The sequence below is a fragment of the Methylovorus sp. SPW-M1 genome, from assembly GCF_053848825.1.
The window spans coordinates 1529977-1556439 of record NZ_CM132626.1 but is presented as its reverse complement, the minus strand read 5'-3'; the positions used below and the strand labels follow the sequence as shown (position 1 = coordinate 1556439).

Here is a 26463-nt window from a genome sequence, read left to right as displayed (position 1 = left end):
GGCTCTGTCTTTTTTGAATCTACCGGCCAACTTATTCAGCTAACCAGTGGACGCTTTATTGGCGTCCCCACGGGGATTCGAACCCCGGTCGCCTCCGTGAAAGGGAGGTGTCCTAGGCCTCTAGACGATGGGGACAAGAGAGGCAGTATTCTACACTACTTTTGCATTAATTCAAACTTCTAAATTAAGCATTTTTTTTACTTTTCGTAACCCGGTCAATGAAGACTGGTGGAGGTAAGCGGGATCGAACCGCTGACCTCTTGCATGCCATGCAAGCGCTCTCCCAGCTGAGCTATACCCCCGAAAAAGTTGCGCCATATTAATGACCGAAGCCGCGCCTGTCAACGACTTTTAGCGAAATGACCTAAAAAACTTTGGCATGCCGATTTGGTGATCAAGCAAAACAAAAGCTAAGCCAATGATGAAAAACATGAATCCCGACCGCATCGGGATTTATCTAAAATTTTCCGGTTTCAACCCGGTTTGCAACTATGCAAATCAGCTGGTATCAACGAAAAAAAAGCCCGACAAAAATGCTCGGGCCCAAGGGATTGAAGTTTGCAGTTTTGCACTGCTCCTCACCATAGTCCGGCGTGTGGCAAGGTGTAAAGCCTGAGCGGGCTTGCATAAGTAGTTGAAGGTTTATTTGAATTGCTCTTCGCTGGAGGGGTTAACCCACGCAAGGCGCGAATGACACCTAACCTGCACGCGGTGAGCTCCCCACAAGTATTAAAGATGCTCGTCACTAAGGTAATTCTTACATGGTTTTGCTGCTTTATCTTATAGCCGATCCGGATGCAGGCGGGGAAACTGAGTATTCATCCATTAATTAAAAACAAGGAGTTACGCTATGGATAACAAAGAAGTGATTTCCACACTGAATGATCTCATCGAAATCTCCAAAGACGGCGAAGAGGGCTTTCGCAATGCGGCCGAGAATGTAGACGTAACGCCGCTCAAGGAATATTTTCTTGATCGCTCGCAACAGGTTGCTACATCGGTTCATGAGCTTCAGGATCTGGTTCGCACTCTTGGCGGCCAACCTGAGACCGAGTCCAGCGTTTCCGGTGCTCTGCACAGGCGCTGGCTGGATTTCAAAACAGTATTGACCAGCAATGATACGGTGGCTGTGCTGAATGAGACCGAACGTGGTGAAGATGTCGCCCTGGCCAAATACAAAAAAGCCATCGAGAAAGAATTGCCACCAACCGTCCGCAATGTGGTGCAACGTCAGCTTGAAGGCGTGCAGCGCAACCATGATCGCGTGAAACAGCTGCGCGATGCTGCCCGGGCAGAAGTGGGCTAATCATTAGTCCGTATTAAGGCAGGGGCTTAATCCCTTTGCCATAAATAATAAAGGCACGCCAAGGCGTGCCTTTATTATTTGCTGTTGGGGATGTTAACCGCGAATATTCGACTGCGCGTCAAACTGGCTGAGCTCGACTCTGGGCAGTGGCTCCCAACCTGGTTTGCGATGTTCGGCCACCACATTGGTGAAAATGCCGCCACGCACATAAAACTTGGCGGTCAGACGCATGAATTTGGGGTCTGTGGCGGCGACCAGGTCGTCCAGAATGCGATTGGTCACGGCTTCATGGAAACAGCCTTCATCGCGGAAAGACCACATATACAACTTGAGACTCTTCAGCTCCACGCACTTCTGATCGGGGATGTAATCCAGATACAGCACAGCAAAATCGGGCTGGCCGGTTTTGGGGCACAGGCAGGTAAATTCAGGGATTTCCATATGGATGTGAAAATCGCGGCCTGGCTGCGGGTTGTCAAAGGTTTCGAGTGCTTTCGTGGGTTGACTAGACATAAGGGCTACCGTATAAATTGAATGGATTGGATGTGGACTCGCCCGGGAGAGTTCGGTTCACATCGCACAATCGCTTATTATACAAGCTCGCCCTCACGATAAAACACATTATAAAGTGCGCCTCACTCACCTTAAACTTGCCGGATTCAAATCCTTCGTTGATCCCACCACCTTGCATATTCATGGTCAGCGGGTAGGGGTTGTGGGTCCCAATGGCTGTGGAAAATCCAATGTCATGGAATCCATACGCTGGGTGCTTGGTGAATCCAGCGCCAAGGAAATGCGCGGCGACTCAATGGATGCCGTGATTTTCAACGGCTCGGCCAATCGCAAACCGATTTCGCGTGCCAGCGTAGAGCTGATCTTCGACAACAGCCTGGGCGGCGCGGGCGGCGAGTGGGCGCAATACGCCGAGATATCCGTCAAACGCGTCATTGAGCGCGACAAGGGTTCCAGTTACTACATCAATAATAGTGCCGTCAGGCGCCGCGATGTCGCCGATCTTTTCCTGGGAACAGGCCTGGGCGGCCGGGCTTACGCCATTATTGGCCAGAACACCATCTCCCGCATTATTGAAGCCAAACCTGAAGAGATGCGGGTGTTTCTGGAAGAGGCCGCCGGCATATCCAAATACAAAGAGCGTCGCCGCGAGACCGAGCTGCGCCTGCGCGATACGCGCGAGAACCTCTTGCGGGTGGATGATATCCGCCAGGAAATGGTCAAGCAGATCACCCGCCTTGAATCACAAGCGGTCGTCACGCTGCAATATCACGAGCTGCAAAAAACCCTCAAGCTAAGCCAGGGGCAGCTGTGGTTGCTCAAGAAACGGGACGCGAGCAATGCCTGGGAGAAAACCCAGCGCCAGGTTGAAAAAATGGTCAACGACCTGGAGGCGCAAATGGCAGCATTGCGCCATAGCGAAAGCGAGGTCGAAACCTTGCGTCTGCGCTATCAGGAAACCAACATCATCACCCAGCAAGTGCAGACCTTGTATTACGAAAGCAATGCAGAGCTGGCGAGGCTGGAGCAGCAGGTCAAACACACGCAGGAGGCCCGCGACCGCCTGCAGCAACAGCTGCAGCAGATTGAAGCCCAGCGCACCCGGCTGGAAAGCCAGCAAGCCGCGTTCAAGGAGCAGCTTGCTGCCTTGCAGGCACAACAGCAAACGGCATCCACTGGTGAAACGGAAGCGAGCGCAGCCCTTGCGACGCAAAAAGCCGCCATGCCCGACATCGAGCGCGCATTTCAGGCGGCCTTGCACACGCACTCCGCGGCTCAACGCAACCTCAACGATGCCGAACAATCCATCCGACTTGAGACCTCCGGCATTGAGCATATGGAGCGCAGCCTCGCCGAGTTGAGCCAGCGCGAACGCAAGCTGGAAACGGATCGTCAGCAGTTAAGTGTGCCCGATGAAAACGTACTTTCCCAACTGCAGGCCGAGCATACTGCTCAGCAGGAGGCGATCACCACCCTGGAGCAGGGTATCGCGCATCTGCGCCAGCGCGAGCAGGAGCAACAGGATGCCCTGCGACTCGCCCGCGAGGCGTTATTGGCTAGCGAGCGACTTTTCGCGCAAACAGAAGCCCAGGTCAATTCGCTGAGCAAAATCCAGCAATCGCTGGGGCGGGAGAGCCAGCTTGAGTCCTGGCTCAAAAATAGCGGTATCGCATCGAGTGAACGGCTGTGGCAACAACTCAAGATCGCGGATGGTTGGGAAGTCGCTGTGGAAGCGGCGCTGGGCGCCAGACTCAATACCCTGATGCAGAATGGCGGCAAGTCGCAGGCATTCCCATCCCGGCCACCGGCCGCCGTTACGCTGGGGGCGATGTTGGCGGAGGCCTCTGTACCTACCAGTGCCTCAGCTGCACGTGCCTGGCCGCGCCTGCTGGACCGCATAGATCTCAAGCATGCCGGAGCCGCTGGCGTGCTGGCTGACTGGTTAAGCCAGATTTACATCGTAGAAGACGACAGCCAGGCTGAGGGCATGCAGGCGGAGTTGCAATCGGGCGAAATGCTCATCAACCGCCATGGCGACATCTATACACGTTACAGCGTCAGTCTGCATGCAGCTAAATCCGAATTGAACGGCGTGCTGGAGCGCCAGCGTGAGCTGGATGCCCTGAACAGCGAGCTGCCACAGCAGGCAGCCAAGGTAAGCGAAGCCAAAGCCGCATTGCTGGCGCATGAATCCACCTTGCAAACCCTGCGCCAAGATAACCAGCAACAGCAACAGGCATTGCGGGTACAAACCCAACAGCATCACCAGCGGCAACTGGAAATTCAGCGCTTGCAGCAACAACGGCAGCACGCGCTGGAGCGTGGCAAGCAACTGGCGCATGAGCTGGAAACGCTGCGTGAGCGCCGCACTGAGGTGCAAGCCCAGTTGCAGGAAAAACAGAATGGCATAAAAACCTTGCAAGCCTCGGTGGCGCAGCTACACGAAGAGCGCCAACGCACACAGCAGCAACGCTTTACCGCAGAAAACGCCTTGGCGCAGGCACGCGCCAATCTGCAGAAAGCCGAGCGCGAAGCGCAAGAGCAGGTGTTTAACAACAAGTTAATCACAAACAATATCAATGATTTAAATAACAGACTTCAATCTACTTCAGAAGAAATGGATGCCCTGGTGGTGCGCCAGCAAGAAACAGACGCCATGCTGGCTGCCGCCAAGATGGACACCCTGAAATCCAATCTTGAACAGGCCGTCAATGCCAAACAGGCGCGTGAAGCCGAGCTGGCTGCAGCGCGGGATGCGATGACCGTCGCCGAGCAGGGCCTGCAGGTGCAGGAACAGCAGCGCATGCAGATTGAGCAATCAATGCACCCCATGCGCGACAGGCTGGAGCAGGCACGCCTGGCTGAGCAGCAGGCCAGATTGCAATTTGAACAATGTCAGCAAGGGCTGGAGGCCACAGGGCTTGACGAAGCCGTGCTCGGCGAAAACCTGCCGGCACAGATCAAGGCCAGCGATCTCGAGCGCAAGCTGGGCACGCTGAATGAAGAGATTGAGGCATTAGGCCCGGTCAATCTTGCTGCCGTACAAGAGCTGGAAAGCGAAAAAGAACGCAAACAGTACCTGGATAGCCAGGCAACAGACCTGGACCAGGCGATACAGACGCTGGAAGATGCGATACGCCGTATTGATCGCGAAACCCGCAGCCGTTTGCAGCAGACCTTTGACGAAGCCAACCGTCACTTTGGCGAGCTGTTTGCCTCCTTGTTTGGCGGCGGGCAGGCGCGTCTTGAGCTGCTGGGCGACGAGATACTGGATACCGGCATGCAGGTGTTTGCGCAGCCACCGGGCAAGAAAAACAGCACCATTCACTTGTTATCGGGTGGTGAAAAGGCCCTGACAGCGCTGGCGCTGGTATTTGCCTTGTTCCGGCTTAATCCGGCGCCGTTCTGTTTGATGGACGAGGTGGATGCGCCGCTGGATGACAGCAATACCGAGCGTTTTTGCGCGATGGTAAAAAAAATGTCGGAACGCACGCAATTCCTGTTTGTAAGTCATAATAAAATAACAATGGAGATGGCCCAGCAAATGATAGGGGTCACTATGCAGGAGTCGGGGGTTTCTCGCGTGGTGGAAGTTGACATGCAAATGGCGCTGCAGATGCACGAGTCGGCCGCATAAATCAACGATTCCGCTTTATTTACAAGTAAACACCAATAGAGTGCATTAACACATGACCGATTTACAGCTAGCATTGATTGCCCTGGGCGCACTGATCATCATCGCAGTCGTGCTCTTCAACTGGTGGCAAGAGCGTAAGCTGCACAAAGAAACCGAAAGCCGTTTTGTCGAGCCTGAAACCGATGTGCTGATGGACGAAGACTTTCGCATCGACCCCCACACCGTATTGCGCGGTGACAAACGCGAAGAACCCGAGGAAGAAGAATTCGTGGTTCGTGTGCGCATACAGGACGACGAGCCTGCTGCGCAAGTGGCGCCTTCCTACGCTGCTGAGCCGAGCCTCAGCGTCGAAGAGCCAGAAGTCAAGGCAGCACCCGCTATCAGCGAACCTTCTGTTGATGAAGCTCCGGTCAGGATAGATAGCGCAGAAGATGTTGCCGAAGAAGAAGCACCCGCCGTATATGCATCTAACGCTGCAAGCGATTTGCCTCCCGAAGAAGAACCTGTTGCCCCAGCCCAGTCAGAAGAGCCTGTCGTTAACCTCGGCTCGGCAACCGCCCCGTGGGATGAGCCTGCCGCAGAACCCGAGCAAGCCGACGCTCCGGAATCCATTGCACTGCCTGCTGATGTGGATGCGCAAATCGACCTTAGCGCGATTCTTTATCTGCCACGCCCTTATAGTGGCGCCGCCTTGCGCCAGCAGTTCCTGAATTTCTCCGAAATCGACAAGCCGGTGTATGCCTTTGGCCTTGATGCGTTCCGCGAGTGGCATTTGCTGACGCGCGAGCAAGAGCAGGGCGAGTTTTGCCGCTGCGTATGCAGCCTGCAGATGGCAGACCGCTCTGGCGCAGTCTCGCGCGAAATGCTGATCCGTTTTCAGAATGCGGCTGAAGATATTGCCCTTAATCTGGGCGCGCAGGTGGAATGGCAAGGCGCGCCTGATCCGCTGGTCTACGCCCAGGCGCTGGATGCGTTTTGTATCGAAGTCGATAAACTGGTCAGCCTGCATATTGTGCAAGGCAGCAATGGCCCGTTCACTGGCACCAAGTTCCGTGGCCTGGCCGAGGCCAGTGGTCTGGTGCTCGGCAACGATGGCGCTTTCCATTATCGCGATGAACAGGGTCACACCTCGTTTTCACTGATCAATCAGGATAGCAACCCCTTCAATGCCGACATGCTGCGCACGGTCGTGATCAAGGGTGTGGTATTCCAGCTGGATATCCCCCATGTGAAAAACTGCACCGAGGTATTCAACCAGATGGTGCTGGCCGCACGTCAGATGTCCCACAGCCTGAACGCCAACCTGGTGGATGACAACTACCGCCAGCTCACTGATACGCAGATAGACCGGATTCGCCAGCAACTGAAAATGCTGCACGCGCAGATGATTACCCGCGGCATCATGCCCGGTGGTCATACGGCCGCCCGATTATTCTCCTGAGTTTGAATTTATTGCCCCCTGCCTATGACGAAGCCAGACCCCAGCCAGGGAGCATTGTTTGACAATGCACCAGCCACCGAGACCTCTGCCACGCCAGAGGTCCAGATCCGCCAGCTGCGCGAGCAGATCAATCTCTACAATTATCAGTACTATGTGCTGGATGACCCCAGCGTTCCGGATAGCGAATACGACAGGCTGTTTCGCGAATTGCAGGCGCTGGAGCACGCTCACCCCGAGCTGCTCACGCCGGATTCCCCCACGCAACGCGTAGGCGCATCGCCGCTCAAGGCCTTTGCCAAAGTGCAGCACCGGCAGGCCATGCTCTCGCTCAACAATGCGTTTGAGGAAAGCGAGCTGACCGCCTTTGACAAGCGTATCCGTGATGCACTGGGCATTACGCAGGTGGAATACGCAGTGGAGCCCAAGTTTGACGGCCTGGCCATCACGCTGACCTATGAAAACGGCCTCTTCGTACAGGGGGCTACTCGTGGCGATGGTTACAAGGGGGAGGACGTCACCTCCAACCTGCGTACCATACGCAATATCCCCAAACTATTGAATGCAGAAAATCCTCCCAAACTGATTGAAGTCCGCGGCGAAGTGCTGATGCTGAAACGAGATTTTGACAGACTGAACCGCCAGCAAGCTAACTGCGGTGAAAAGCTGTTTGTCAATCCACGGAATGCTGCCGCAGGCAGCCTGCGTCAGCTTGACCCTGCCATTACCGCTAAGCGGCATCTAACGTTCTTTGCTTATGGCATGGGCATTGCTGAGGGCGTACCAAGCCTCCCCACCCATACAGCGGCAATGGACTATCTGGCATCGCTAAGCCTACCTGTCTGTAACCAGCGCGCCACCGTGAAGGGGCTGGAAGGGTTGCTTGACTACTACAGCCGCATAGGCGCGGCTCGCACCAGTCTGCCGTTTGATATTGATGGCGTGGTCTACAAGGTCAATAGCATCGCCCAGCAAAACGAACTGGGGTTTGTGTCGCGCGCCCCACGCTGGGCAGTGGCGCATAAATTTCCGGCACAAGAGGCGCTGACCGAAGTACTGGCCATTGATGTTCAAGTAGGCCGCACTGGCGCCATCACGCCCGTCGCGCGCCTGAAGCCGGTATTTGTCGGCGGCGTCACCGTCACCAACGCCACCTTGCATAATCAGGATGAAATCGACCGCAAGGATGTGCGCGTGGGCGATACCGTCAGCGTGCGCAGGGCAGGGGATGTGATCCCGGAAATCGTGGCCGTGGTGCTGGACAAGCGCCCAGCCAATTCCGTTGCCTATCGTTTGCTGGAAGCCATTAACTATCAATGCCCAGTGTGCGGCTCGCATGTCGTCAGGGAAGAAGATGAAGCGGTTGCACGCTGCACGGGCGGTCTCTTTTGTTCAGCCCAGCGCAAACAGGCAGTGCTGCATTTTGCCTCCCGGCGAGCGATGGATATTGAGGGCTTAGGGGAGAAGCTGGTTAGTCAATTGGTAGATGGCCTACATATTCAAACGCTTGCGGATATTTACAACCTAGACAAAACTATATTGACGTCGCTGGATCGGATGGGAGAAAAGTCAGCTCAAAATATATTGAATGCTGTTGAGAAGAGTAAATCCCAACCCCTCGAGCGGTTCATTTATGCTTTGGGTATAAGGAACGTTGGTGAAGCAACTGCAAAAGATTTAGCTCGTCATTTTCCTTCTATCGATGCCTTAAAAAATGCTGATGTTGAAGCGTTACAAAACATCCAAGACGTAGGCCCTATAGTCGCGAAATCAATAGTGACTTTCTTTTCAGAAAGTCATAATCAAACTGTAATAACTGATCTATTAAAGTTCTTGCGTTTTGAATCCCAGATGACAGGCAATGCTGCTGGTCTTTCAAGCGCGTCTGGAGTCTTGAGTCAAAAAACCCTGGTGCTCACCGGCACGCTACCCACCATGTCGCGCGATCAGGCCAAGGCCTTGATTGAAGCTGCAGGCGGCAAGGTAGCAGGCAGCGTTTCCAAGAAAACCGATTTTGTGGTCGCCGGTGAAGAAGCTGGCAGCAAGCTCACCAAGGCGCAGGAGCTGGGTGTTGCCGTGATTGATGAAAGCGGCCTGATGGCACTGCTGGAGGACAAGCAGGCCAGCCATGACGACTGATACGCCCATCGCCTTGCAGGCGCTCCTGCCGGACGTCATCCGCATCGCAAAAGAAGCTGGCAAGGCGATCATGGAGGTGTATCAGGGCGAGTTTTCAGTCACCCGCAAAGCAGATGCGTCACCCGTTACAGCGGCCGACCTGGCCGCACACGAGGTCATCGAAAAAGGCCTTAGTGCCTTGCCCTGGCAACTGCCCGTACTATCAGAAGAATCAGTGCTGGCACCTTACTTCGTCAGGCAGCAATGGCAACATTACTGGCTGGTGGACCCGCTGGATGGCACGCGCGAGTTCATCAAGCGCAATGGCGAATTCACCGTCAACATTGCGCTGATCCATGAGGGTATTTCGATACTGGGCGTCGTCTACGCGCCCGTCACCGGTGATCTTTACTATGCAGCGCAGGGCGCAGGTGCCTTTCACCAGGCAGACCAAAGCGAGCCACGACAGATTCATGCTCGTGCGCTGGCCTTACCCCACATCACCATCGCCGGCAGTCGTTCGCACAGCCAGGTCCGTATGCAACATTTTATGGACCAGCTCAGCCGGAACTATTCGCCTCCGCAGGTAATCTCTATCGGCAGCTCCCTTAAAATCTGTCTGGTGGCAGAAGGGCGGGCAGATGTTTATCCCCGGCTGGGATTGACCTCGGAATGGGATACCGCGGCTGGCCAGTGTGTGCTGGAGCAAGCGGGCGGACATCTGGTGGATATGGCAGGCAACAGGCTGATCTATAACAGCAAGGAAAGCCTGCTGAATCCTGAATTTTTCGCATGTGGCGCCACGCCGCATGCCTGGCAACTTTATCTGGAATAACGATGCGTTTAAGAGTCTTTTTGTTTGCAGTGATGGTGGCCGCCAGTACGCTGGCCCAGGCCGGAGATGAAAATCTGGCGGAGAAAATTGCCGCCTGTAACCGCGCCATAGGCGAGGGCGATGCCTCCAAGGCGCTGGCCTTTGCCGAGCAGGTGTTGAAGCAGGATAAATCCAACCGTCAGGCCTTGCTTTGCAAGGGCCGTGCACACGGCGGTACCGGCCAGTTTGATCAGGCCATCAATGCCCTGATGGCCGCGGAAAAGCTGTCGACCACCCCCATGGAACACATCATCGCGCTGACCTTAATAGGCAATGTGCAAAAAAGCGCCCAGCGCTATCCCGAAGCACTGGCGGCTTACCAGCAAAGTCTGGCCCTCGCCAAAATCGCCAACGATGCCAATTTCCAGCGCATAGACCTCAACCTGATTGGCGATACTCTGGTCGCTTCCGGAGACCTCAAGGGTGGCCTGCAGCACTATCTGCAAGGTAGCGGCCTGGCGGCGAACGACAACGAACGTGCCGATGGCTTTGCGCGCATTGCCTCTACCTACAGCAGCCTGCAGCAACACGACCAGGCAGTGGAATACCAGCTCAAGGCCGTGCTGATGCAGGAGCGGGCAGGGGATATGGACCAGTTCTGTGATGCCAACCTTGAACTTGGCCGCATTTACACCGTGGCAAAGGACTATCCCAATGCTGAAAAATATATCCAGAAGGTGATCAAGATCGCCAAGGATCAGGGCGGCGCCTACTGGGAAGCCAAGGGTTATTACTACCTGGCACAGGCCAAGGCCGCCAGCAAGCATCCGGAAGAAGCCCGTCAGTTGCTGGCCGATGCCCAGCACATTACGCAAGACATTGGTGCCGAGCGCCTGGGGGATGAGATCGCCCGTAGCCAGCAAAGCTTGCCACGGCCGTAAATTTTTACGTGGGCCTGATGAAAATGTAAGGCCTTCGCTTTCTGTACGACTAAGGGGTAAGCCAGGCAGCTTGCTGCTGGACTTATTCCGACCCACAGGCAGGTTTACGCAGGAGCATCATGATGCTGATAGGCAAACAATCCGATATCACCCCCTCCGAAATCACCCCGCAAAGCGTGTATCAGGACAGGCGGCAATTCATCAAGGCCGCCGGTTTTGGTCTGCTGGCAACGGCAGCCGCTGGTTATGGCCTGCTACCCAGGCAGGCCTGGGCCGCTGCCGAGCAGCGTAAAAAACTCACGGGCTATACCAAAACCGCTTACGGGGCCGATGAAAAACTCACCCCGTATGACGACGTCACCACCTACAACAATTACTACGAGTTTGGCACCAGCAAGAGCGATCCGGCAGAGCACTCCAAGCTGTTCAAGCCCACGCCATGGAGTGTTGCCATTGAGGGCGAAGTAAAAAATCCGCGCACGGTCAATCTCGAAGACATCCTGAAAATCGCCCCGCTGGAAGAGCGCATCTATCGCATGCGCTGTGTTGAGGGCTGGTCCATGGTCATCCCCTGGGTGGGCTTGCCGCTGGCACAACTGATCAAATGGGCCGAGCCCACTGCCAATGCCAAGTTCGTGGAATTTGTCACGCTGGATGATTCACTCAGGATGCCAGGCGCCCGCGTGCCTATCCTCGATTGGCCTTATACCGAAGGCCTGCGCATGGATGAAGCCATGAATCCACTCACTATTCTCGCCGTAGGTCTCTATGGCGAGGTGCTGCCCAATCAGAATGGCGCACCGCTGCGATTGGTGGTGCCATGGAAATATGGCTTCAAAGGCGCCAAGGCCATCGTCAAAATCCGCTTTCGCGAAACCATGCCGCAAACCACCTGGGTAAAAGCCGGGCCGCGCGAATATGGCTTTTATGCCAATGTGAACCCGACCGTGGACCATCCGCGCTGGACGCAAGCCTCAGAGCGTCGCATCGGTGGCAGCGTATTCTCGCCACGCATCAAGACGCAGATGTTCAATGGCTACGCCGAGCAGGTTGCACACTTGTATAGCGGCATGGATTTGCGCAAGAACTTCTAACCATGCTCCCACCCAATCGAAAACAGCTGGGCCTGCTCAAGGCCGGCCTGTTTCTGCTCGCGCTCATTCCGCTGGCCCGCCTGCTGTGGCTGGGCATGCATGATGACCTTGGCGCCAACCCCATCGAATTCATCGAGCGGTCTACCGGTACCTGGGCCCTGGTCATCCTGCTGGTCACCTTGTCATTCACACCATTACGGCTGCTGACGGGCACGGCATGGCCGGTGCAATTGCGGCGCATGGCCGGGCTTTTCATGTTTTTTTATGCCTGTCTGCACATCACCACCTATGTCTGGCTGGATCACTGGTTTGATTGGCAGGAAATTGCCAAAGACATCATCAAGCACCCGTATGTGCTGGTGGGGTTTGCGGCATTCGTGCTCAGCGTGCCACTGGCGCTGACATCGAGCAATGCCATGATCAAGCGCCTGCGCCAGCGCTGGAAGACCCTGCATCGCCTGGTGTATCTGGTCGCCATCTTTGCCGTGCTGCATTTCTGGTGGCTGGTGAAAAAAGACATCACCGAGCCCATGCTGTATGCCCTGGTGCTGGCGGCGTTACTGGCAATACGCCTGGTGTTCAGCCTGCGCAAAAGAAAAGGGCAGATGGTGTAAGGATAGGCGCGCCAGCTCGACTAAGCCTTGTAACACTCACTATTTACAAGGGGAATCCAATGTCGACTTCTTTACGCGTTTACCAATCCTTTCAACACATCAGCAACCGCATAGGCGATGCCTTGCCGCCGCTGGTACTGCGCCTGATCCTGGCGTGGGAATTCGGCGAGGCCGGGTCTGAAAAGCTCATGGGCAGCAACTGGTTTGCTGACGTGAGCTTTCCTTTTCCATTCAGCCTGTTACCGCCAGAAGCCAGCTGGCAGATCGCCACCTGGTTTGAGCTGGGTGGGGCCGCGCTGCTGGTGCTGGGGCTGGCCACTCGCTTTATCAGTCTCTCCCTTATCATCCTGACCATCGTTGCTATTGCCGCCGTGCATTGGCCAGCCGAATGGCACAGCCTGCGTGAGTTGCTCACCGGTTACCGCATCATCGACGAAAACGGCGATGGCCTGGGCAATTACAAGCTGCCGCTGCTATACATTGTCATGTTCCTGCCGCTATTGTTCCGCGGGGCAGGCACCCTCAGCCTGGATCACCTGCTACAGCGCCGCTTGTTTAAATAAGCCCATATTAATATTTTTATTTTCAATATTTACATATGGATAGGATTAAAACCTAAAGTAAAATGAAATGATAAAGCCCTAAGTTTATTGCGAGATGGGACTAATTGCGCCAAAATGCAGCTCGGCTTTTTTGAGTCTACGCAGCACAACATCCATTCCACAGCTGCGGCCTTAGCGGTATTCAAGGTATCTCGCAATACATATTTAGGAGGATCCAATGCAAACTCAGATCGATATCTTTTTATCGTCTCTCAATCAGTTCTGGGGTCAGGTCGCGACATTTTTCCCCAAGTTGTTAGCCGTCATGGTGATCCTGTTTTTTGGCTGGGTACTGGCAAAAATCGCCTGTGTCGGCGTCAAGCGCGTCCTTGAGTTCACCCATTTCGATAAATTCGCTGACAAATCCGGCCTTGAAGCCTTCCTCAAGCACAGTGAATTCGACCTGACGCTCAGCGGCGTCATCAGCCAGGTGGTTTACTGGCTGGTCATCCTGCTGTTCGTTATCACCGGTGCCAATGCCCTGGGCCTGAACGAAGTGGCCGTGATGCTGCACCAGCTGGCGAACTACCTGCCCAAGATCATCATCGCCATTCTGGTGCTGCTGTTTGGTACCTTGCTGGCCCGCTTTGTTAACCGCCTGGTATTTGCATGGCTGCACGGCATCAAGTTCAGCGGTGCGCTCGCCATCAGCACCTCGGCCGAATATGGCATCCAGATCCTGGCCATGTTTGTGGCCCTTGAGCAGCTGGATATCGGCACGCAATTACTGACGTCGCTGTTCGTCATCGTATTCGGTGCCATTTTCCTGGCGCTGGCGATTGCCTTTGGCTTGGGTGGCAAAGAGTGGGCCGCTGGCATTATCGAAAACTTCCAGAAAAACAAAAACCAGAAGTAAGCCTGCTGGTTGTGGTACTCCTGAAAGCGCCTGCGGGCGCTTTTTTATTGTCCGCAAGCCGGGCAAAATGCAGGTATATTCAAGGCTTAACCTGACCCATCCCATATGAATCCGCTCACGACCTTTTTATTGTTTGTGCTGACCGCGCTAGCCGAGATTGTGGGCTGCTACCTGCCATATCTGTACTTAAGCAAGGGCAAAAGCGCCTGGTTGCTGCTGCCTGCAGCGCTGTCACTCGCCCTGTTTGCCTGGCTGCTTTCCCTGCATCCGACGGCAGCAGGGCGGGTGTATGCCGCCTATGGCGGGGTGTATATTGCCGTCGCCATCGTCTGGCTGTGGCAAGTTGATGGCATACGACCTACGGGCTGGGATCTGCTGGGCGCAGGCATTGCCCTGTGCGGCATGGCCATCATCATGTTTGCCCCCAGAGCCGCCTGAGCGGGCAGGGGACTTTCATAACAGGAGGTGACGCATGGCAGATTGTTGTCATGGCACATCGTGTGCCATCGAGGCGCTGAAGCAGCGCCAGAGCAAAACCCTGAAGATCGTGCTTGGCATCAATGCCACCATGTTCGTGGTGGTGTTCGTCGCAGGCTGGCTGGCCCATTCCACCGCGTTACTTTCCGATAGCCTGGATAACCTGGGCGATGCGCTGACCTATGCGCTCAGCCTGTATGTAGTCTCGCGTAGCGCGCGCGAAAAGGCCGTGGTGGCTTTATTCAAGGGCGGCCTCATTCTGCTGGCAGGCCTGTTTGTGCTGGGGCAGGTGATCTACCGGCTGTTTGTGCCAGCATTGCCACTGTTTGACGCCATGGGCGGCATAGGTGTGCTGTCACTGCTGGCGAATAGCCTGTGCCTGTTCCTGCTCTGGAAGCACCGCAGTGATGACATCAACATGTCGTCGGTCTGGGCCTGCTCCCGCAATGACATTGCCACCAATCTCGCTGTGATCGTGGCTGCGGGTGCCGTGTGGCTGTTTAACTCAGCCTGGCCAGATCTGGTAGTCGGCCTGGCGCTCTCCGTGCTCCTGATCAGCTCATCTGCCAGGGTGCTGGCAGCGGCATGGCATGCGCTGAGAAGCGCTGCATGAGGCGTTTCATAAAGATCGTCTGACAAGCGCAAGCGGAACTGTAAGGCGCCTGGCTTTTCATACAGGCATGGCTTCTGCCATAAGGCATGTTTTTCATGACATTCACCTGACTGGAGCCCACCATGCCCATGCTACGTTTATGCTTGTTTGCAGCATCGTTGTGCCTGATGGCGATGATCTCCGTCAGCCATGCGGCCGATCCCTCGGGCAGTACACTGCCGCCCTGTGACCAATCATCCGCCACCAGCAAACCGCCATGCAGCGCTGATAGCAAAAGCGTGACCATTCCCCCTGCACACCCGCAAGAGCACAAAAGCGTGATTGTGCCGCCGCGCATGCCGCAAGAAGATCAGCCTGATCGCAGCACCAAGCCAGGCACGGACATCCACCAGCCCACCCCATCGACCAAACAATAGGCGCAGCCGACCGTGGATGCCTGGGAGGACACCAAGTTGCCGGATACTGAACACGCCAAGCCCGCGCAGCCCATGCAGCTGCACGACGCCAATAGCTGGCATGCCGCGCAAGCCACGCACGCTGCGCTGCTGGTAGATTGCGCCAATTACTATCGCGCGCTGTATCACGCCATTTGCGAAGCCCGCCACAGCATTTTCATACTGGGGTGGGATATCGACAGCCGCATTGAGCTGTTGCGCGGCGAAGAGGCCGCCAGTGCCAGCTGCCCACCCATGCTATATGAGCTGCTGACCTGGAAAGCCGGGCAGAATCCGGCGATCCAGATCTACCTCAACCGCTGGAATTATTCGGTGTTTCTGGCCGCCGAGCGCGAGAGCTTTTCCGAATTCAAATGGAAATGGCAGGACGCCGACAATATCCACTTCGTGTTCGATGGCCAGCTGCCACTGGGCGCCAGCCATCATCAGAAAGTGGTGGTGGTAGATGATGAGCTTGCCTTTTGTGGCGGCATGGATGTCGCCATCGCCCGCTGGGACAAGCGCGAACACCATACCGAGGATGATCGGCGGGTAGACCCGGATGGCACCCTCAAACTGGGCGCCAAAAAGGAGTTCGGGCCTTACCATGATATTCAGGCCGTGGTGGCCGGGCCGGTTGTGCAGCCGCTGGCAACGCTGGTACGCGAGCGATGGCATCAAGCCACTGGCAAGCACGCCATTCCCACCCGCATGCCCGACAGCGATGCCTTGCCAGCTGTCTGGCCCAAGTTTGCCAAGCCCGCTTTAACCAATATCCGCACCGCCGTGGCACTAACGCAACCCGCCTTCCTGCGTCAGCCCGTGCGTACCCAGATCAAGCAGCTTTACCTGGACATGATTGCCCGCGCCGAACAGTTCATCTACATGGAAAACCAGTTTTTCACGCAGAAAGACATTGCTCGGGCGCTCAACAAACGGCTGAAGGAACGTCCTGGCCTGCGTGCACTGCTGATCAGCTGCGACCGGCCGCAGGGCATCATGGAACGTAAATCCATGTACACCGGGCGCGTGCACTTCAAGGAACTGCTGGAAGACGGTGGAGTTGAGGATCGCGTAGTCATGGCATATCCAGCCAGCAGCGAGCATGGCGAAGAAAAAGCCATCCGCATCCATTCCAAACTGATGGTTGTGGATGACCACTACCTGCGCGTGGGCTCCAGCAATATCAACCGCCGCTCCATGACGCTGGATACCGAATGCGACCTTATGTTTGAGGCCCATGATGAGGCTACGCAACAGGCGATTGCCGGCATGCGCAATGACCTGATACGCGAGCACACCGGCCGCGAGTTAGACGATATTCAGCAGCTGATCTCCAGCGGTGCCAGCGTGCAGACATTTCTGGAGGATATTCCGCATAGCCGCCAGCATCTGCGCCGTATTAATGACGAAGCCTATCGCCATGAGCGCTTTTCGCGCATCGCCACCTGGCTGGCCGATCCTGCGCATCCCTTGTTGCCGCGGCTGATCACATCGCGTGGGCAGCGCAAACAGTTCAGGGCGTCCATCCCGCCCAAGCTGGTGATTGCCGTGCTGGCGATCATCGCCTTGGTGCTGGCCTGGAAAGTCACGCCGCTGAGCGAATACGCCACTCCGGAAAAAATCGTCCCCTTGCTGGAGAAAGTGAAAAACACGGCATGGGCATTCCCGGCCGGCATGGCGGCTTATATCGTCGGCACGCTGATTTTCTTTCCGCACATGATCATGACCGCCACCGTGGTGATTGTGTTTCCACCACTGGAGGCGTTTCTGATTGCCATGCTTGGCTCGCTGGTGAGCTGCATCATCGGTTTTTTTGCTGGCAAGCAGCTGGGGGAAGATTCGCTGCGCGCGCTCACCGGCCGCTATGCGAAAAATATCGCGCATTACGCGGACAAGGGCGGCCTGGTCGGACTTACCTTGCTGCGGCTGGTGCCGATTGCGCCTTACACTGTGGTTAACCTGGCGCTGGGCATGATGAATGTGCCTTTCTGGCGGCTGATGGCGGCCACGGCACTGGGCATGCTGCCCGGTACTGCCGTCTCCGTGTTATTGGGGCAATCGGCACTCTCATTCTGGAAGCATCCGGACATGCACAACATGCTGCTGCTGGGCGGCGGGCTGCTGGCCTGGATACTCATCATCGTGCTGAGTCATCTGGCCGCCAAACACTGGCAGACAGCAGCAAAATGAGCCGCATCATGCTTGTCGCCTGCCAATACGCTTGGCGCTATCTGCCTGCATGCCATGCAAGGGCTGTTTGCCTATGAGTCGTATGCGGTTGCTGTGCTTCAACATCCATGGCGGGCGCAGTCTGGATGGTCAGCGCGATCTCCAGCGCATACACCATCTCATGCAGCGTCTGGATATTGATGCAGGGGTGATTCAGGAGATGGAAACGCGCCCCTCACGGGGTGGCCAGCCAGATGATGTTGAACGCCTGGCGGGGCCGGAGCGCCCGTTTCACCTGATCTGCCCCAGCATGCTGGAAGGGCAGGGCTGGTATGGCAATCTCATCGTCAGCCGTTATCCCATCGTGCGCGGGCTGATTCACAACCTGGAAACCCGGCCCAGCCTAGAGCCGCGCATGGCGGCCGATGCACTGATTGCAGGCCCGCATGGCAATCTGCGTGTGATCGGCACTCATCTCTCGCTCTCGATCTACGAACGGCGCAGCGAGGCGCGTAACCTGATACGGCTGATACAAGCGGTGGAGGAGGAGACCAAAAGCCCCTTGCTGCTAATGGGCGACATCAACGAATGGCAACGCCCCTCTGCCTTGCTGCGCTTTCTGGATGGTCATTTGACGCCGGTGCCCTGCAAGGCGACTTTCCCTTCCCTGTGCCCGGTGTTGCGGCTGGATAGGGTGTGGTACGAGGCGGAAGGTATCAAAATCACCGCGCATCGCATCCATGGCAACGATATCCGAAGACTGTCAGATCACTTGCCGATTGTGATTGAACTTGAGTGGCCAGAACCTTGGCCGGAAAAGCGAACCTGACTTGGCAGGCAAAAAGTTGCTCTCGAAAGAAGCGCAGATATAGCCGGGAGGCATATCCTGCGCCATCTGACTTTTGATGAGTTTCAGGAGTAGTTTCAGTTAGTGCTCAAGGGGCCGATCGCCACCTTGAGCAGGTTAGACCTATCAGTTGCCCGTCTGTTTTGCCAGCCATTCCTGGCCGTCAATCTGATTGTCTCCTGACTTGTCCATGGCCTTGAATAACATGTCGTGATAAGCAATAAACTCATCTTTTGAGACTTTGTGGTCATTGTTTTTATCCACCATAGACATCATCTTCATTGATCGCAGCTCACGACTATATCCACCGGTGGCAATGCTGATTTGCTCAGTAGCCTTGGTACCAGCCCATTCAGTAGCGTCCAGATTGCCATCCTTATTCTTGTCCAGCTCATCAAAAATACTGGAGTAATAGCGATCAAACTCACTTTTGGTGACCATGTGATTGCCATCCGCATCCAGCATTTTCATCATTTCCATCTTATGCATTTCAGTCGCATATCCTCCGGTGCTCAGCATGGGGTCAGCAGCCACGGCAGCAGTGGTGAATAGTGCGCCAAGCAGGGTAGCGGCAATCAGTCCGGCAGAAGTTGTACATGTTTTCATTTTTTAAATCTCCAAAGTATGGGAATTGATAGGGTGTTACATGCGTTAGTCGCCCCCATGACCTTTCCCTTACATAACTTTGGGATGGGATTACCAGTGGCAACTGAAAAGGCGGATTTATCCCACAGACAAATCGGACACTCCCCGATGACCCCTAATAGATAAGCCGCGTACCTTGTCACTGTGCCCGCCACTATAACCAAGGAGAACACCATGAGTCTCACCCGAATGAAACTGCTATCCGTCTGCACGCTGGTTGGCTTGATGACATTGAGTACTATCCACCAGGCCTGTGCCGCGGATGTATCGATGAGCGACAAAAATTTCTTTGAAAACGCTGCCCAGGCCAACAAAGCCGAAATCGCCGCCAGTGAAATGGCCAAGAGCAAATCCAAAAACCCTCAGGTATTGAAGTTTGCCGACCAGATGATCAAGGATCACACCGAGGCATATGCCGCGCTGAGCGCACTCGCCAAAACCAAGGGCGTGGAAATCCCCACGGAGCCTAGCCTGATGCAAAAAGCCAAGGCCAAGCTGCTCTCCACCAAGGATGGCAAGGATTTTGACGAGGAATATGCCGAATCCATAGGCGTGGCTGCGCACAAGGATACCGTCGAGCTGTTTGAAAAAACCGCGAAGAATGCCGACGATGCCGATGTAAAACAATTCGCCAACAAAATGCTGCCTGGCTTGAAGCATCACCTGGCAGAGGCGAAGAAGCTCAAAGCCAGCACCGACGATTAATCTCTAGACTCTTCGCCGCACATGGCGGAGTGTTTTCTCCACTCGCTCATGCAGCTTATATGGGCGAGCTTTTTATTGTCTGCCTGCCATGCATCGTGGCAGGCGGCCTTGCAAATTCACCCTACAGCAACTCCCGGTTGGCGCCTACAGGGCCTGGCGGCATACGCCATTAGCATCATGATTTGCGGCTCGGACCTGCACTGCGGCAAGATCCCCCTGATGCTCAAAACAAAAGCCCCATATTTGGGGCTTTTGTTGACCTGCAACATGTGGCTAATAGATCCAGCGTAGTGAAAATATCAGACACAAGACAATAAAAAGAAAAATCGGCCCAGCAAACCCCCAGCTCTGTTTCTGGGTACCATTTGAATCACGTGCTTGTCTCTCATTTTTCATAAGAGCCACCTTTCCTTAACGCATTTAAGGACCAGCACTCCCTGCAATATTGAACCCTTCAAAATTCTCAGCTTGTCATGAAGCTATGCAGATTTGGATAGACCCCGACGCTCACGCCTTAGGTCTAATGATCTGCCTGGATAAATTTCGACAATACGCTCTCTGGTTATAAGTTAGCTGCCTTCATCGGAAGCTAGCGTTCAATATAGGCCTGAAATTTCCGTTTCACTATGACAAATCACATTTAAGCAACTTATTTTTAAAGGTTTTTTCAATTAAATATGCTTTTTGAGGGGTGGAGCAGTGCGCACGGGCCAATTAGCACTACGCAAGCCCCTGAAGTTGGCTTTAGAAAGCTAAAATGACGCATTTACGCGCATAGAAAGTTTCGCCATGTTTACAGGTTTGAGCGCCTTCCCGTTAACCCCCATGGACGAAGTATCCATCGATGAAAACGCCTTCAGCCAATTGGTGAGCAGGCTTGCCCAGGCCCAAGTAAATTCCATAGGCGTATTGGGGTCCACCGGCAGCTATGCCTATCTCAACCGCGAAGAGCGGAATCTGGTCACCCGACTGGCAGTGGAGAGCGCCCAAGGCACGCCCGTGGTGGTTGGCATAGGCGCATTGCGTACCAAAGATGTCCTGAAACTCGCCGAAGATGCTCAAAAAGCCGGCGCCAACGGCCTGCTGTTAGCCCCGGTTTCTTATCAAAAGCTCACGGAAGACGAAGTGTTCGCGCATTATCAGGCCGTCAGCCAACATAGCTCGATCCCGATCTGCGTGTACGACAACCCCACCACCACCCATTTTGAATTCAGCGACGTGTTGCATGGCCGCATCGCCGCCTTGCCCAACATCGCCTCCATCAAAATCCCGCCGCTCTCAAACCATCTTGATGAAGCCAAAGAGCGCGTTGCACGCCTGCGCGCGCATATACCCCATCATGTGACGATAGGCATCAGCGGTGACCACTCCGGCGCCACAGGCCTGATCGCAGGCTGCGAAGCCTGGTATTCCGTGCTTGGTGGCTTGTTCCCATTACCTATCCTGGCAATAGTCAAAGCATCGCAGCGGGGCGATATCGATGAAGTCAACCGCCTATCCACCGCCCTGGAGCCCATCTGGGCGTTCTTCCGCCGCTACGGCAGCCTGCGCGTCATCGCCACCATCGCCGAATTAAAAGGGTTGGTGAAAGCCCCCAGCCTGCCATTGCCAATTAAATCGCTGAGTGGGGAAGAGCGGCAACGATTAAGCGCCTGCATTGCGGATTTGTTATAGACCACAAAGCGCCCGCAGGGTGAGACGGTAGGGCCCGCGGCAAATGAGTTTGCTTTTAAACGGTTTTTATCTAAATTCAACCACGGTAACGATCACGGAACTCAAATAAATTCATAATGACCCCATTCCCCCTTGCTTCGATTATGCCTTCTAAGCATATACAATATGGGTATTTCCAAAATATCCATTCGAGGTATCTAATAAATGCGGCTAATCGGTCAAGGGGGATTTGGAGATGTCTATGAGGTTATTGATGGCGCAGGGAATAGATTTGCACAGAAAGTTTTTCATATCAATCAGCCGAATTTCTCAGCGGAACTTGCGGACAACGTAAAAAAACGATTTATACGTGAGGCGGAGGTTCAAGCGGCTATATCTCATCCTAATATAATGCCAGTTCTTAGCAAGAACCTTGAGGCTGATCCCCCATCTTATGTAATGCCTCTCGCTTTATCTACCTTAGAGGCTGACATTCAGCAAGATAAAAACCTTAATGGACACGCCTTGCAGGCCATTATGGATATTCTTTCCGGGCTTGAAGAACTCCATAGCATGGATATCAGCCATAGAGACTTAAAGCCTCAGAATGTCCTTAAAATTGTTGGATCTGACGGGGTATCTAGATACGTAATCAGTGATTTTGGCTTAATTTCCCTTCAGGCCACCCAAGTTTCGGTTTTAACACAAACCGGCATGATGATGGGCTCGGATTGGTATACTGCCCCTGAGATTGTTGGCGATTTACGCCGGGCTTCAGCTCGTTCAGATATCTATTCAGTAGGTTGTATCTTGCATGATTTTTTTGGAACTGCTGCTCGGGTTCCTTGTAATGAAATAAATGAGACCGGATTTTATGGAGATATCTTTAGCGCTTGCACAAGAAGAGATCCTGCACGTCGTTTTGAATCAATTGGAGATCTTCGTGAAGCAATACTTTCATTAGGCACAATCGGATCTATTGCAAGCACCCCGCCTCAAGTTGCCGATTATATTTCTATGCTTAATGGTACTGCCTCATTAGATCGTCCTACATGGGAGCGAATTGTTCGTTTCATTGACAAACATCACCCTTCAACCGATACATTTACCCTCTTAAAAAATCTCTCTCAAGCAAAGTTAGCCGAAATCATCAATAACTATCCAGATATTGCTTACCGCCTTGCTTCAGCTTATACGAAATGGGTGAGGGAAGGGTCGTTTGACTTTGATACATGCGATGGTATTGCGAATAGACTTGAGTTGTTTAATGGTATCAATGACTTAGGTGTTAAATCTGATGTGCTTATTGCGTTACTTATAATGGGAACCACACATAATCGCTGGTACGTCGAACGTAAGTTCTTCACTCAATGCGACTCATCTATGGACCAAAATTTAGCAAAAAGACTAAGTGTCGAATTTCGTGTTATGAAAGGCGCAGTTTGTAGGGCAATTGCACATTTAGAGCGCTCTATTGGGGTTAATCGATCCGCGTTGCACCCAGTATTGATTTCAACCCTTGCTCAGGTGTGTTGATTGTGCAAACTTTTGCAATTAGTGATAAAGGCCCTCGTAATTTTAATCAAGATTATTTTTGCTTGGAGACTATTGCCAATAAGACTCTTGCAGCTGTAGCTGATGGCGTTGGAGGGAATAATGGGGGTGAAATAGCCTCAAAAACAACAATTGATCTCATTATGGATGGCTTCCTTAATAGCAAATCTCTTGAGGCTTCTGCTTATGAAGCCCATGCGTTGTTATTAAAAATGGGCTTGGAATCCCCGACACTTATGGGGATGGCTACAACTTTAACCGCCGTTTCAATTACTGATCAGTTTCTCATGGGCGTACATTGTGGTGACTCACGAGCATATATCTTAAGGGGGAAGGGCATAAAGCAGCTCACTCAAGACCAGACTGAAGTTGCCATGTTGCTTGAGGAAGGATTATTAACCAAAGAAACCGTAGCTGACTATCCTAGAAAAAATGTATTAACCAGCGCAATCGGATACTCTGACTCCCCGCTCGTGCAATCTTTTTCGTTTGATGTTCAGCCTGGCGATAGATTATTGTTGCTGACCGATGGGATTTATACTGCAATAAGCAAGCGTGAAATTTATTCACTCTCTGCCGCCTTTAAAGATTTTGCAAAATGTTGTGATCAAATCCTGCTCAAAGTTAATGAAGCGGGCACAAACGATAATTACACATTAGTTGGAATTGAGTTTTAAAAATACGTGAGCCTCTCTAGAGAACGACCTTTCCATATCCTTAAAGCAAGTCGCTTAGCATACCTTCTTTATTTAACATAATATACAGTCGCGGCGCTGCTCACTGCGATAAGTCCAGCAAGAGCAGGAGAGTGTGTCACTGCAAGTAATGACAAGCCCGTTAAGGTTCCCATCATTGTTAAGTTTGAATATCCCGCCTGCTTAAATCTAGCTGCTTCCATTTCTTCTGCAAACCTTAAAGCTTCATCAATAGACATTTCTGCGCATGTTGCAAGCTTCAGAAAGTTTCTTGCATTAGGTATTGCTCGCCCTGCTTTCCAGTCCGATATATTCTGGACGGTGAAGCCATTGTTTATGGCGAATGCTCGATCACTCTCAATACCTTGCTTGGTTTTTGCAATTTTAACTAGCTCGTATGAGTTCATGGCAGCCTCTGTTCTTTCTTAAAGTCAGTAACTTCATCCCGTCGCATTTCAACGTAATGATCTTTATTGCATTCGACTACACGGTTATTAATTTCATTAACCTCTAAAATTTCCATGCATGTCTTTGAATCTCTTCCAGGCACAAAAAGCTTAATTTTTTCCGCATTGTAGCTATTGACCCGAGACTGCTCCGCTTGCCTTTTCATTTCTGCGGACACATTTGTGCTTTGTTCCATGAATCTATTTATAGCTTCTTCATGCCGTCTATATTTGGGTTCGTTGATTATCAGTATTAAAGCCAGAACTGCTATTGCACCTGCTATCCACTTCATAGCTACTCCCCCTCTTTTTTAAGAATCTTCTTATATAAGAAATTTCTTTACAAGATAAGAATTTTCTTATACATTTGTATGAAATTTCATATCCCCACGTTAAACCGCCGACGAAAGGGGCCTAATTTCAAAAGGGCGGTACCTCATAGGAGCGTTTAAAAATGGCGACACAGTTGAAAGTACAAGTTCTAGGCGTAGGTGAGATTGAAAGCGGCACAGCTCGCAGCGGTGGTGCATGGCACCGTCGAACCCTTCAAATTTGGACTGGCGAAATTGCCGGCAATCATAGCGTTTATGCAGATGAAGACACCCTCAAAGGCTTGATGCCAGGTTCTTACATGGTGGATGTCAGCCCCCGCGCAGGTGATCGCGGTCGCGTTGAGTTTGTGATTACAGGCATTACGCCTGCAACCCCAGCACAGGAAGTGCGCAAGCAATCGTAGAAAAAACAAAAGGCCAATGAGTTCGCACCTCACTGGCCTTTCTAATCTCAACGTTTAGTTAGGAAACGCTGAAACATGCAAGATATTTTACACGGTAATTTAACTTATGAATACAACGCCTTACCGGATTATCAAGTAACTATCCGGGAATTTAAATCAGGGCTTGTTGAAATTGTGCAAAGGCTAGTTAATCCCATGGATGAACTGAGAAAAAGCCGCTCCCTTGGACTTAGGGGGCCTTCAGTCCCCAAGACTGACGAGGAAATAGAAGCCGCTAAGGAAGAGAACCTTAGAAGGGCAGAGCGCCGCGCACGCCAGCAAGTCAGCTTCCGTATTCGCACCATTGGTGCCGATCATCTGCTAACCCTTGTCTACCGCGAAAACATGCAGGATTCGGACAAGTTAAACCGTGATTTCACTAGATTTATCCGTCTGGTGCGTGAGCGTTACCCCGATTGGCAATATGTCGCAGTGAAAGAGTATCAAGAGCGGGGCGCTCTTCATATGCATGTGGCTTGTGTTGGTAAACAAGACCTCGCCCATATTCGCTCATGCTGGTATGTCGCCATTGGTGGCAATGCCACGGACACAGGCGAAAACACAAAAGGGCAGGTTGATCTTCAATACCGTAAAAAGCGCTTTTCTGGCGCTTCACCTGTCTATCGCGCTCAAGAGCTATCCAACTATCTCACCAAGTACATCAGTAAGACCTTTGAGCATGATCGTGAGCTTGGCGAGCGTCGATATAAATGCAGCCGGGGCATAGATAAGCCAAAAGTTACACGGTTTTTCTTCGGTGCCTTTTCTGCCACTGATTCAGATTCCCAATTTGGCGCGGCTGCTGCCATGACGACCCAATTGGCTTATCAGCGTGGCATTCGAGACATATCGATCTGGAATAAGGGCATGGATTTGCTCGTAATACGGGGCATTCAAGAGGTTTGATATGCGGCTGATCCGATCTTTTGCTTTTTTCACCATCGGCCTGATTTTTGGAGCGGCTTTTACATTTGCTTGGGGTATGGCAGATGCCAACGCCGCCGAGTGCCTAACAGATATCGGGGCAGGGCAGTATCAAGTAACCAGCCCGCAACCTACGGACATAACAAGCTGTGTTTACGTCATCGCACAGCCTCAAGAATTGACCTCGGGCGCATGGTCCCTGACGGTCGAACAGGGTCAACAGATAGCGGCTGGCATAGCGCTACTGTGGGCAATTGGCGCGGTATTCCGGGCCGTTATCTCTCAACTTAAAAGTAAAGGAAATTCAAATGAAGCTGATCAATAACATGTACGTTCGTGCAACTGGCTTGGCTCTGGGTGTTGTAGCCACTTCCTCGCAAGCTGCTATCGATGTAACTGCTGCAACTACCGCTCTGGGCGATGGTGTGGCAGCTGTAACTGCCATTGGTGGCGCTATCTTGGCTGTATGGGGTGTCAAGAAAGTGTTCTCCATGGTGCACGGCGGTTAATTGCACGATTGAGACCAATCGGCCCGGAGCTTCTAAGCCCTCCGGGCCTTTTTTCTTAAAGGGGTAGGGGATATGGATGGA

27 protein-coding genes and 2 tRNA genes are annotated in these 26463 nt (G+C 53.2%); 23 read left to right on the top strand and 6 right to left on the bottom strand.

What is annotated here, in order from left to right; translation table 11 throughout:
- Positions 1 to 59 precede the first annotated feature (59 nt).
- Together ACWWD9_RS07360 and ACWWD9_RS07355 are read right to left on the bottom strand one after the other, a co-directional pair.
- A tRNA-Glu gene (locus ACWWD9_RS07360) sits at positions 60 to 135 on the bottom strand.
- A gap of 91 nt (positions 136 to 226) precedes the next feature.
- Positions 227 to 302 (bottom strand) — tRNA-Ala (locus ACWWD9_RS07355).
- 548 nt (positions 303 to 850) lie between these two features.
- Between ACWWD9_RS07355 and ACWWD9_RS07350 the strand changes: the two genes are divergently transcribed.
- Complete coding sequence (locus tag ACWWD9_RS07350) at positions 851 to 1306, top strand: PA2169 family four-helix-bundle protein (RefSeq protein ID WP_455866618.1); 456 nt, start codon at positions 851 to 853, stop codon at positions 1304 to 1306.
- 93 nt (positions 1307 to 1399) lie between these two features.
- On the opposite strand, the gene queF is transcribed toward ACWWD9_RS07350, so the two are convergent.
- The gene (gene queF / locus ACWWD9_RS07345) at positions 1400 to 1819 is read right to left on the bottom strand and encodes a preQ(1) synthase (RefSeq protein ID WP_455866617.1); all 420 of its coding nucleotides are present in this window, start codon (positions 1817 to 1819) and stop codon (positions 1400 to 1402) included.
- A gap of 115 nt (positions 1820 to 1934) precedes the next feature.
- Between queF and smc the strand changes: the two genes are divergently transcribed.
- From smc to ACWWD9_RS07275, 14 genes are all read left to right on the top strand, one after another.
- Positions 1935 to 5456: a chromosome segregation protein SMC gene (smc, locus tag ACWWD9_RS07340; protein WP_455866616.1), complete on the top strand. Its 3522-nt coding sequence runs from the start codon at positions 1935 to 1937 to the stop codon at positions 5454 to 5456.
- Positions 5457 to 5508: 52 nt separating this feature from the next.
- Positions 5509 to 6897 (top strand): cell division protein ZipA C-terminal FtsZ-binding domain-containing protein, encoded by a 1389-nt coding sequence (locus ACWWD9_RS07335; RefSeq protein ID WP_455866615.1) that lies wholly within the window; start codon positions 5509 to 5511, stop codon positions 6895 to 6897.
- 24 nt (positions 6898 to 6921) lie between these two features.
- Positions 6922 to 9033, top strand: coding sequence for an NAD-dependent DNA ligase LigA (ligA, locus tag ACWWD9_RS07330; RefSeq protein WP_455866614.1), 2112 nt, complete (start codon positions 6922 to 6924; stop codon positions 9031 to 9033).
- Positions 9023 to 9847, top strand: coding sequence for a 3'(2'),5'-bisphosphate nucleotidase CysQ (gene cysQ / locus ACWWD9_RS07325; RefSeq protein WP_455866613.1), 825 nt, complete (start codon positions 9023 to 9025; stop codon positions 9845 to 9847). Before ligA ends, cysQ begins: the two co-directional genes overlap by 11 nt.
- A 2-nt stretch (positions 9848 to 9849) precedes the next feature.
- A complete protein-coding gene (locus tag ACWWD9_RS07320; protein WP_455866612.1) occupies positions 9850 to 10767 on the top strand; it encodes a tetratricopeptide repeat protein in 918 nt (305 codons plus the stop codon).
- A 122-nt stretch (positions 10768 to 10889) separates the two neighbouring features.
- Positions 10890 to 11861, top strand: coding sequence for a protein-methionine-sulfoxide reductase catalytic subunit MsrP (gene msrP, locus ACWWD9_RS07315; protein ID WP_455868144.1), 972 nt, complete (start codon positions 10890 to 10892; stop codon positions 11859 to 11861).
- A gap of 2 nt (positions 11862 to 11863) precedes the next feature.
- Complete coding sequence (locus ACWWD9_RS07310) at positions 11864 to 12475, top strand: sulfite oxidase heme-binding subunit YedZ (protein ID WP_455866611.1); 612 nt, start codon at positions 11864 to 11866, stop codon at positions 12473 to 12475.
- 59 nt (positions 12476 to 12534) lie between these two features.
- Positions 12535 to 13038, top strand: coding sequence for an HvfX family Cu-binding RiPP maturation protein (locus ACWWD9_RS07305; protein WP_455866610.1), 504 nt, complete (start codon positions 12535 to 12537; stop codon positions 13036 to 13038).
- Positions 13039 to 13255: 217 nt separating this feature from the next.
- Entirely contained in the window at positions 13256 to 13933 is a 678-nt protein-coding gene (locus ACWWD9_RS07300; RefSeq protein WP_159355657.1) for a mechanosensitive ion channel family protein, read from the top strand.
- Between the two features lie 105 nt (positions 13934 to 14038).
- Positions 14039 to 14371 carry a YnfA family protein gene (locus ACWWD9_RS07295; protein WP_455866609.1) on the top strand — a complete coding sequence of 111 codons (333 nt, stop codon included), beginning with the start codon at positions 14039 to 14041 and terminating at the stop codon, positions 14369 to 14371.
- A 34-nt stretch (positions 14372 to 14405) separates the two neighbouring features.
- Entirely contained in the window at positions 14406 to 15023 is a 618-nt protein-coding gene (locus ACWWD9_RS07290; RefSeq protein ID WP_455866608.1) for a cation transporter, read from the top strand.
- 122 nt (positions 15024 to 15145) lie between these two features.
- Positions 15146 to 15439, top strand: coding sequence for a hypothetical protein (locus ACWWD9_RS07285; protein ID WP_159355654.1), 294 nt, complete (start codon positions 15146 to 15148; stop codon positions 15437 to 15439).
- Between the two features lie 12 nt (positions 15440 to 15451).
- Positions 15452 to 17650: a VTT domain-containing protein gene (locus tag ACWWD9_RS07280; RefSeq protein ID WP_455866607.1), complete on the top strand. Its 2199-nt coding sequence runs from the start codon at positions 15452 to 15454 to the stop codon at positions 17648 to 17650.
- Between the two features lie 73 nt (positions 17651 to 17723).
- Positions 17724 to 18458 (top strand): endonuclease/exonuclease/phosphatase family protein, encoded by a 735-nt coding sequence (locus tag ACWWD9_RS07275; RefSeq protein WP_455866606.1) that lies wholly within the window; start codon positions 17724 to 17726, stop codon positions 18456 to 18458.
- A 144-nt stretch (positions 18459 to 18602) separates the two neighbouring features.
- Here the strand turns inward: ACWWD9_RS07275 and ACWWD9_RS07270 are convergent, their stop codons facing one another.
- On the bottom strand, positions 18603 to 19082 hold the full coding sequence (locus ACWWD9_RS07270; RefSeq protein ID WP_013442193.1) for an EF-hand domain-containing protein: 480 nt from the start codon (positions 19080 to 19082) through the stop codon (positions 18603 to 18605).
- Between the two features lie 213 nt (positions 19083 to 19295).
- Here ACWWD9_RS07270 and ACWWD9_RS07265 point away from each other — a divergent pair, with 213 nt between their 5' ends.
- The 4 genes from ACWWD9_RS07265 (at position 19296) to ACWWD9_RS07250 (ending at position 23710) form a co-directional block, all read left to right on the top strand.
- Positions 19296 to 19826 carry a DUF4142 domain-containing protein gene (locus tag ACWWD9_RS07265; RefSeq protein WP_013442194.1) on the top strand — a complete coding sequence of 177 codons (531 nt, stop codon included), beginning with the start codon at positions 19296 to 19298 and terminating at the stop codon, positions 19824 to 19826.
- A gap of 789 nt (positions 19827 to 20615) precedes the next feature.
- Complete coding sequence (locus ACWWD9_RS07260) at positions 20616 to 21500, top strand: dihydrodipicolinate synthase family protein (protein WP_455866605.1); 885 nt, start codon at positions 20616 to 20618, stop codon at positions 21498 to 21500.
- A 204-nt stretch (positions 21501 to 21704) separates the two neighbouring features.
- Entirely contained in the window at positions 21705 to 23015 is a 1311-nt protein-coding gene (locus ACWWD9_RS07255; RefSeq protein WP_455866604.1) for a serine/threonine-protein kinase, read from the top strand.
- A 2-nt stretch (positions 23016 to 23017) separates the two neighbouring features.
- The gene (locus ACWWD9_RS07250) at positions 23018 to 23710 is read left to right on the top strand and encodes a PP2C family protein-serine/threonine phosphatase (RefSeq protein ID WP_455866603.1); all 693 of its coding nucleotides are present in this window, start codon (positions 23018 to 23020) and stop codon (positions 23708 to 23710) included.
- Between the two features lie 68 nt (positions 23711 to 23778).
- Here the strand turns inward: ACWWD9_RS07250 and ACWWD9_RS07245 are convergent, their stop codons facing one another.
- Both ACWWD9_RS07245 and ACWWD9_RS07240 read right to left on the bottom strand, forming a co-directional pair.
- Positions 23779 to 24135: a hypothetical protein gene (locus tag ACWWD9_RS07245; RefSeq protein ID WP_455866602.1), complete on the bottom strand. Its 357-nt coding sequence runs from the start codon at positions 24133 to 24135 to the stop codon at positions 23779 to 23781.
- The gene (locus ACWWD9_RS07240) at positions 24132 to 24467 is read right to left on the bottom strand and encodes a hypothetical protein (RefSeq protein ID WP_455866601.1); all 336 of its coding nucleotides are present in this window, start codon (positions 24465 to 24467) and stop codon (positions 24132 to 24134) included. Before ACWWD9_RS07240 ends, ACWWD9_RS07245 begins: the two co-directional genes overlap by 4 nt.
- Positions 24468 to 24628: 161 nt before the next feature.
- On the opposite strand from ACWWD9_RS07240, the gene ACWWD9_RS07235 reads away from it, so the two are divergent.
- The 4 genes from ACWWD9_RS07235 (at position 24629) to ACWWD9_RS07220 (ending at position 26382) form a co-directional block, all read left to right on the top strand.
- On the top strand, positions 24629 to 24910 hold the full coding sequence (locus tag ACWWD9_RS07235; protein ID WP_159355646.1) for a hypothetical protein: 282 nt from the start codon (positions 24629 to 24631) through the stop codon (positions 24908 to 24910).
- 75 nt (positions 24911 to 24985) lie between these two features.
- Positions 24986 to 25855: a rolling circle replication-associated protein gene (locus tag ACWWD9_RS07230; RefSeq protein WP_455866600.1), complete on the top strand. Its 870-nt coding sequence runs from the start codon at positions 24986 to 24988 to the stop codon at positions 25853 to 25855.
- A gap of 1 nt (position 25856) precedes the next feature.
- On the top strand, positions 25857 to 26198 hold the full coding sequence (locus ACWWD9_RS07225) for a hypothetical protein (RefSeq protein ID WP_455866599.1): 342 nt from the start codon (positions 25857 to 25859) through the stop codon (positions 26196 to 26198).
- The gene (locus ACWWD9_RS07220; RefSeq protein ID WP_455866598.1) at positions 26182 to 26382 is read left to right on the top strand and encodes a major capsid protein; all 201 of its coding nucleotides are present in this window, start codon (positions 26182 to 26184) and stop codon (positions 26380 to 26382) included. The genes ACWWD9_RS07225 and ACWWD9_RS07220 overlap by 17 nt, the downstream gene beginning before the upstream one ends.
- Positions 26383 to 26463 lie beyond the last annotated feature (81 nt).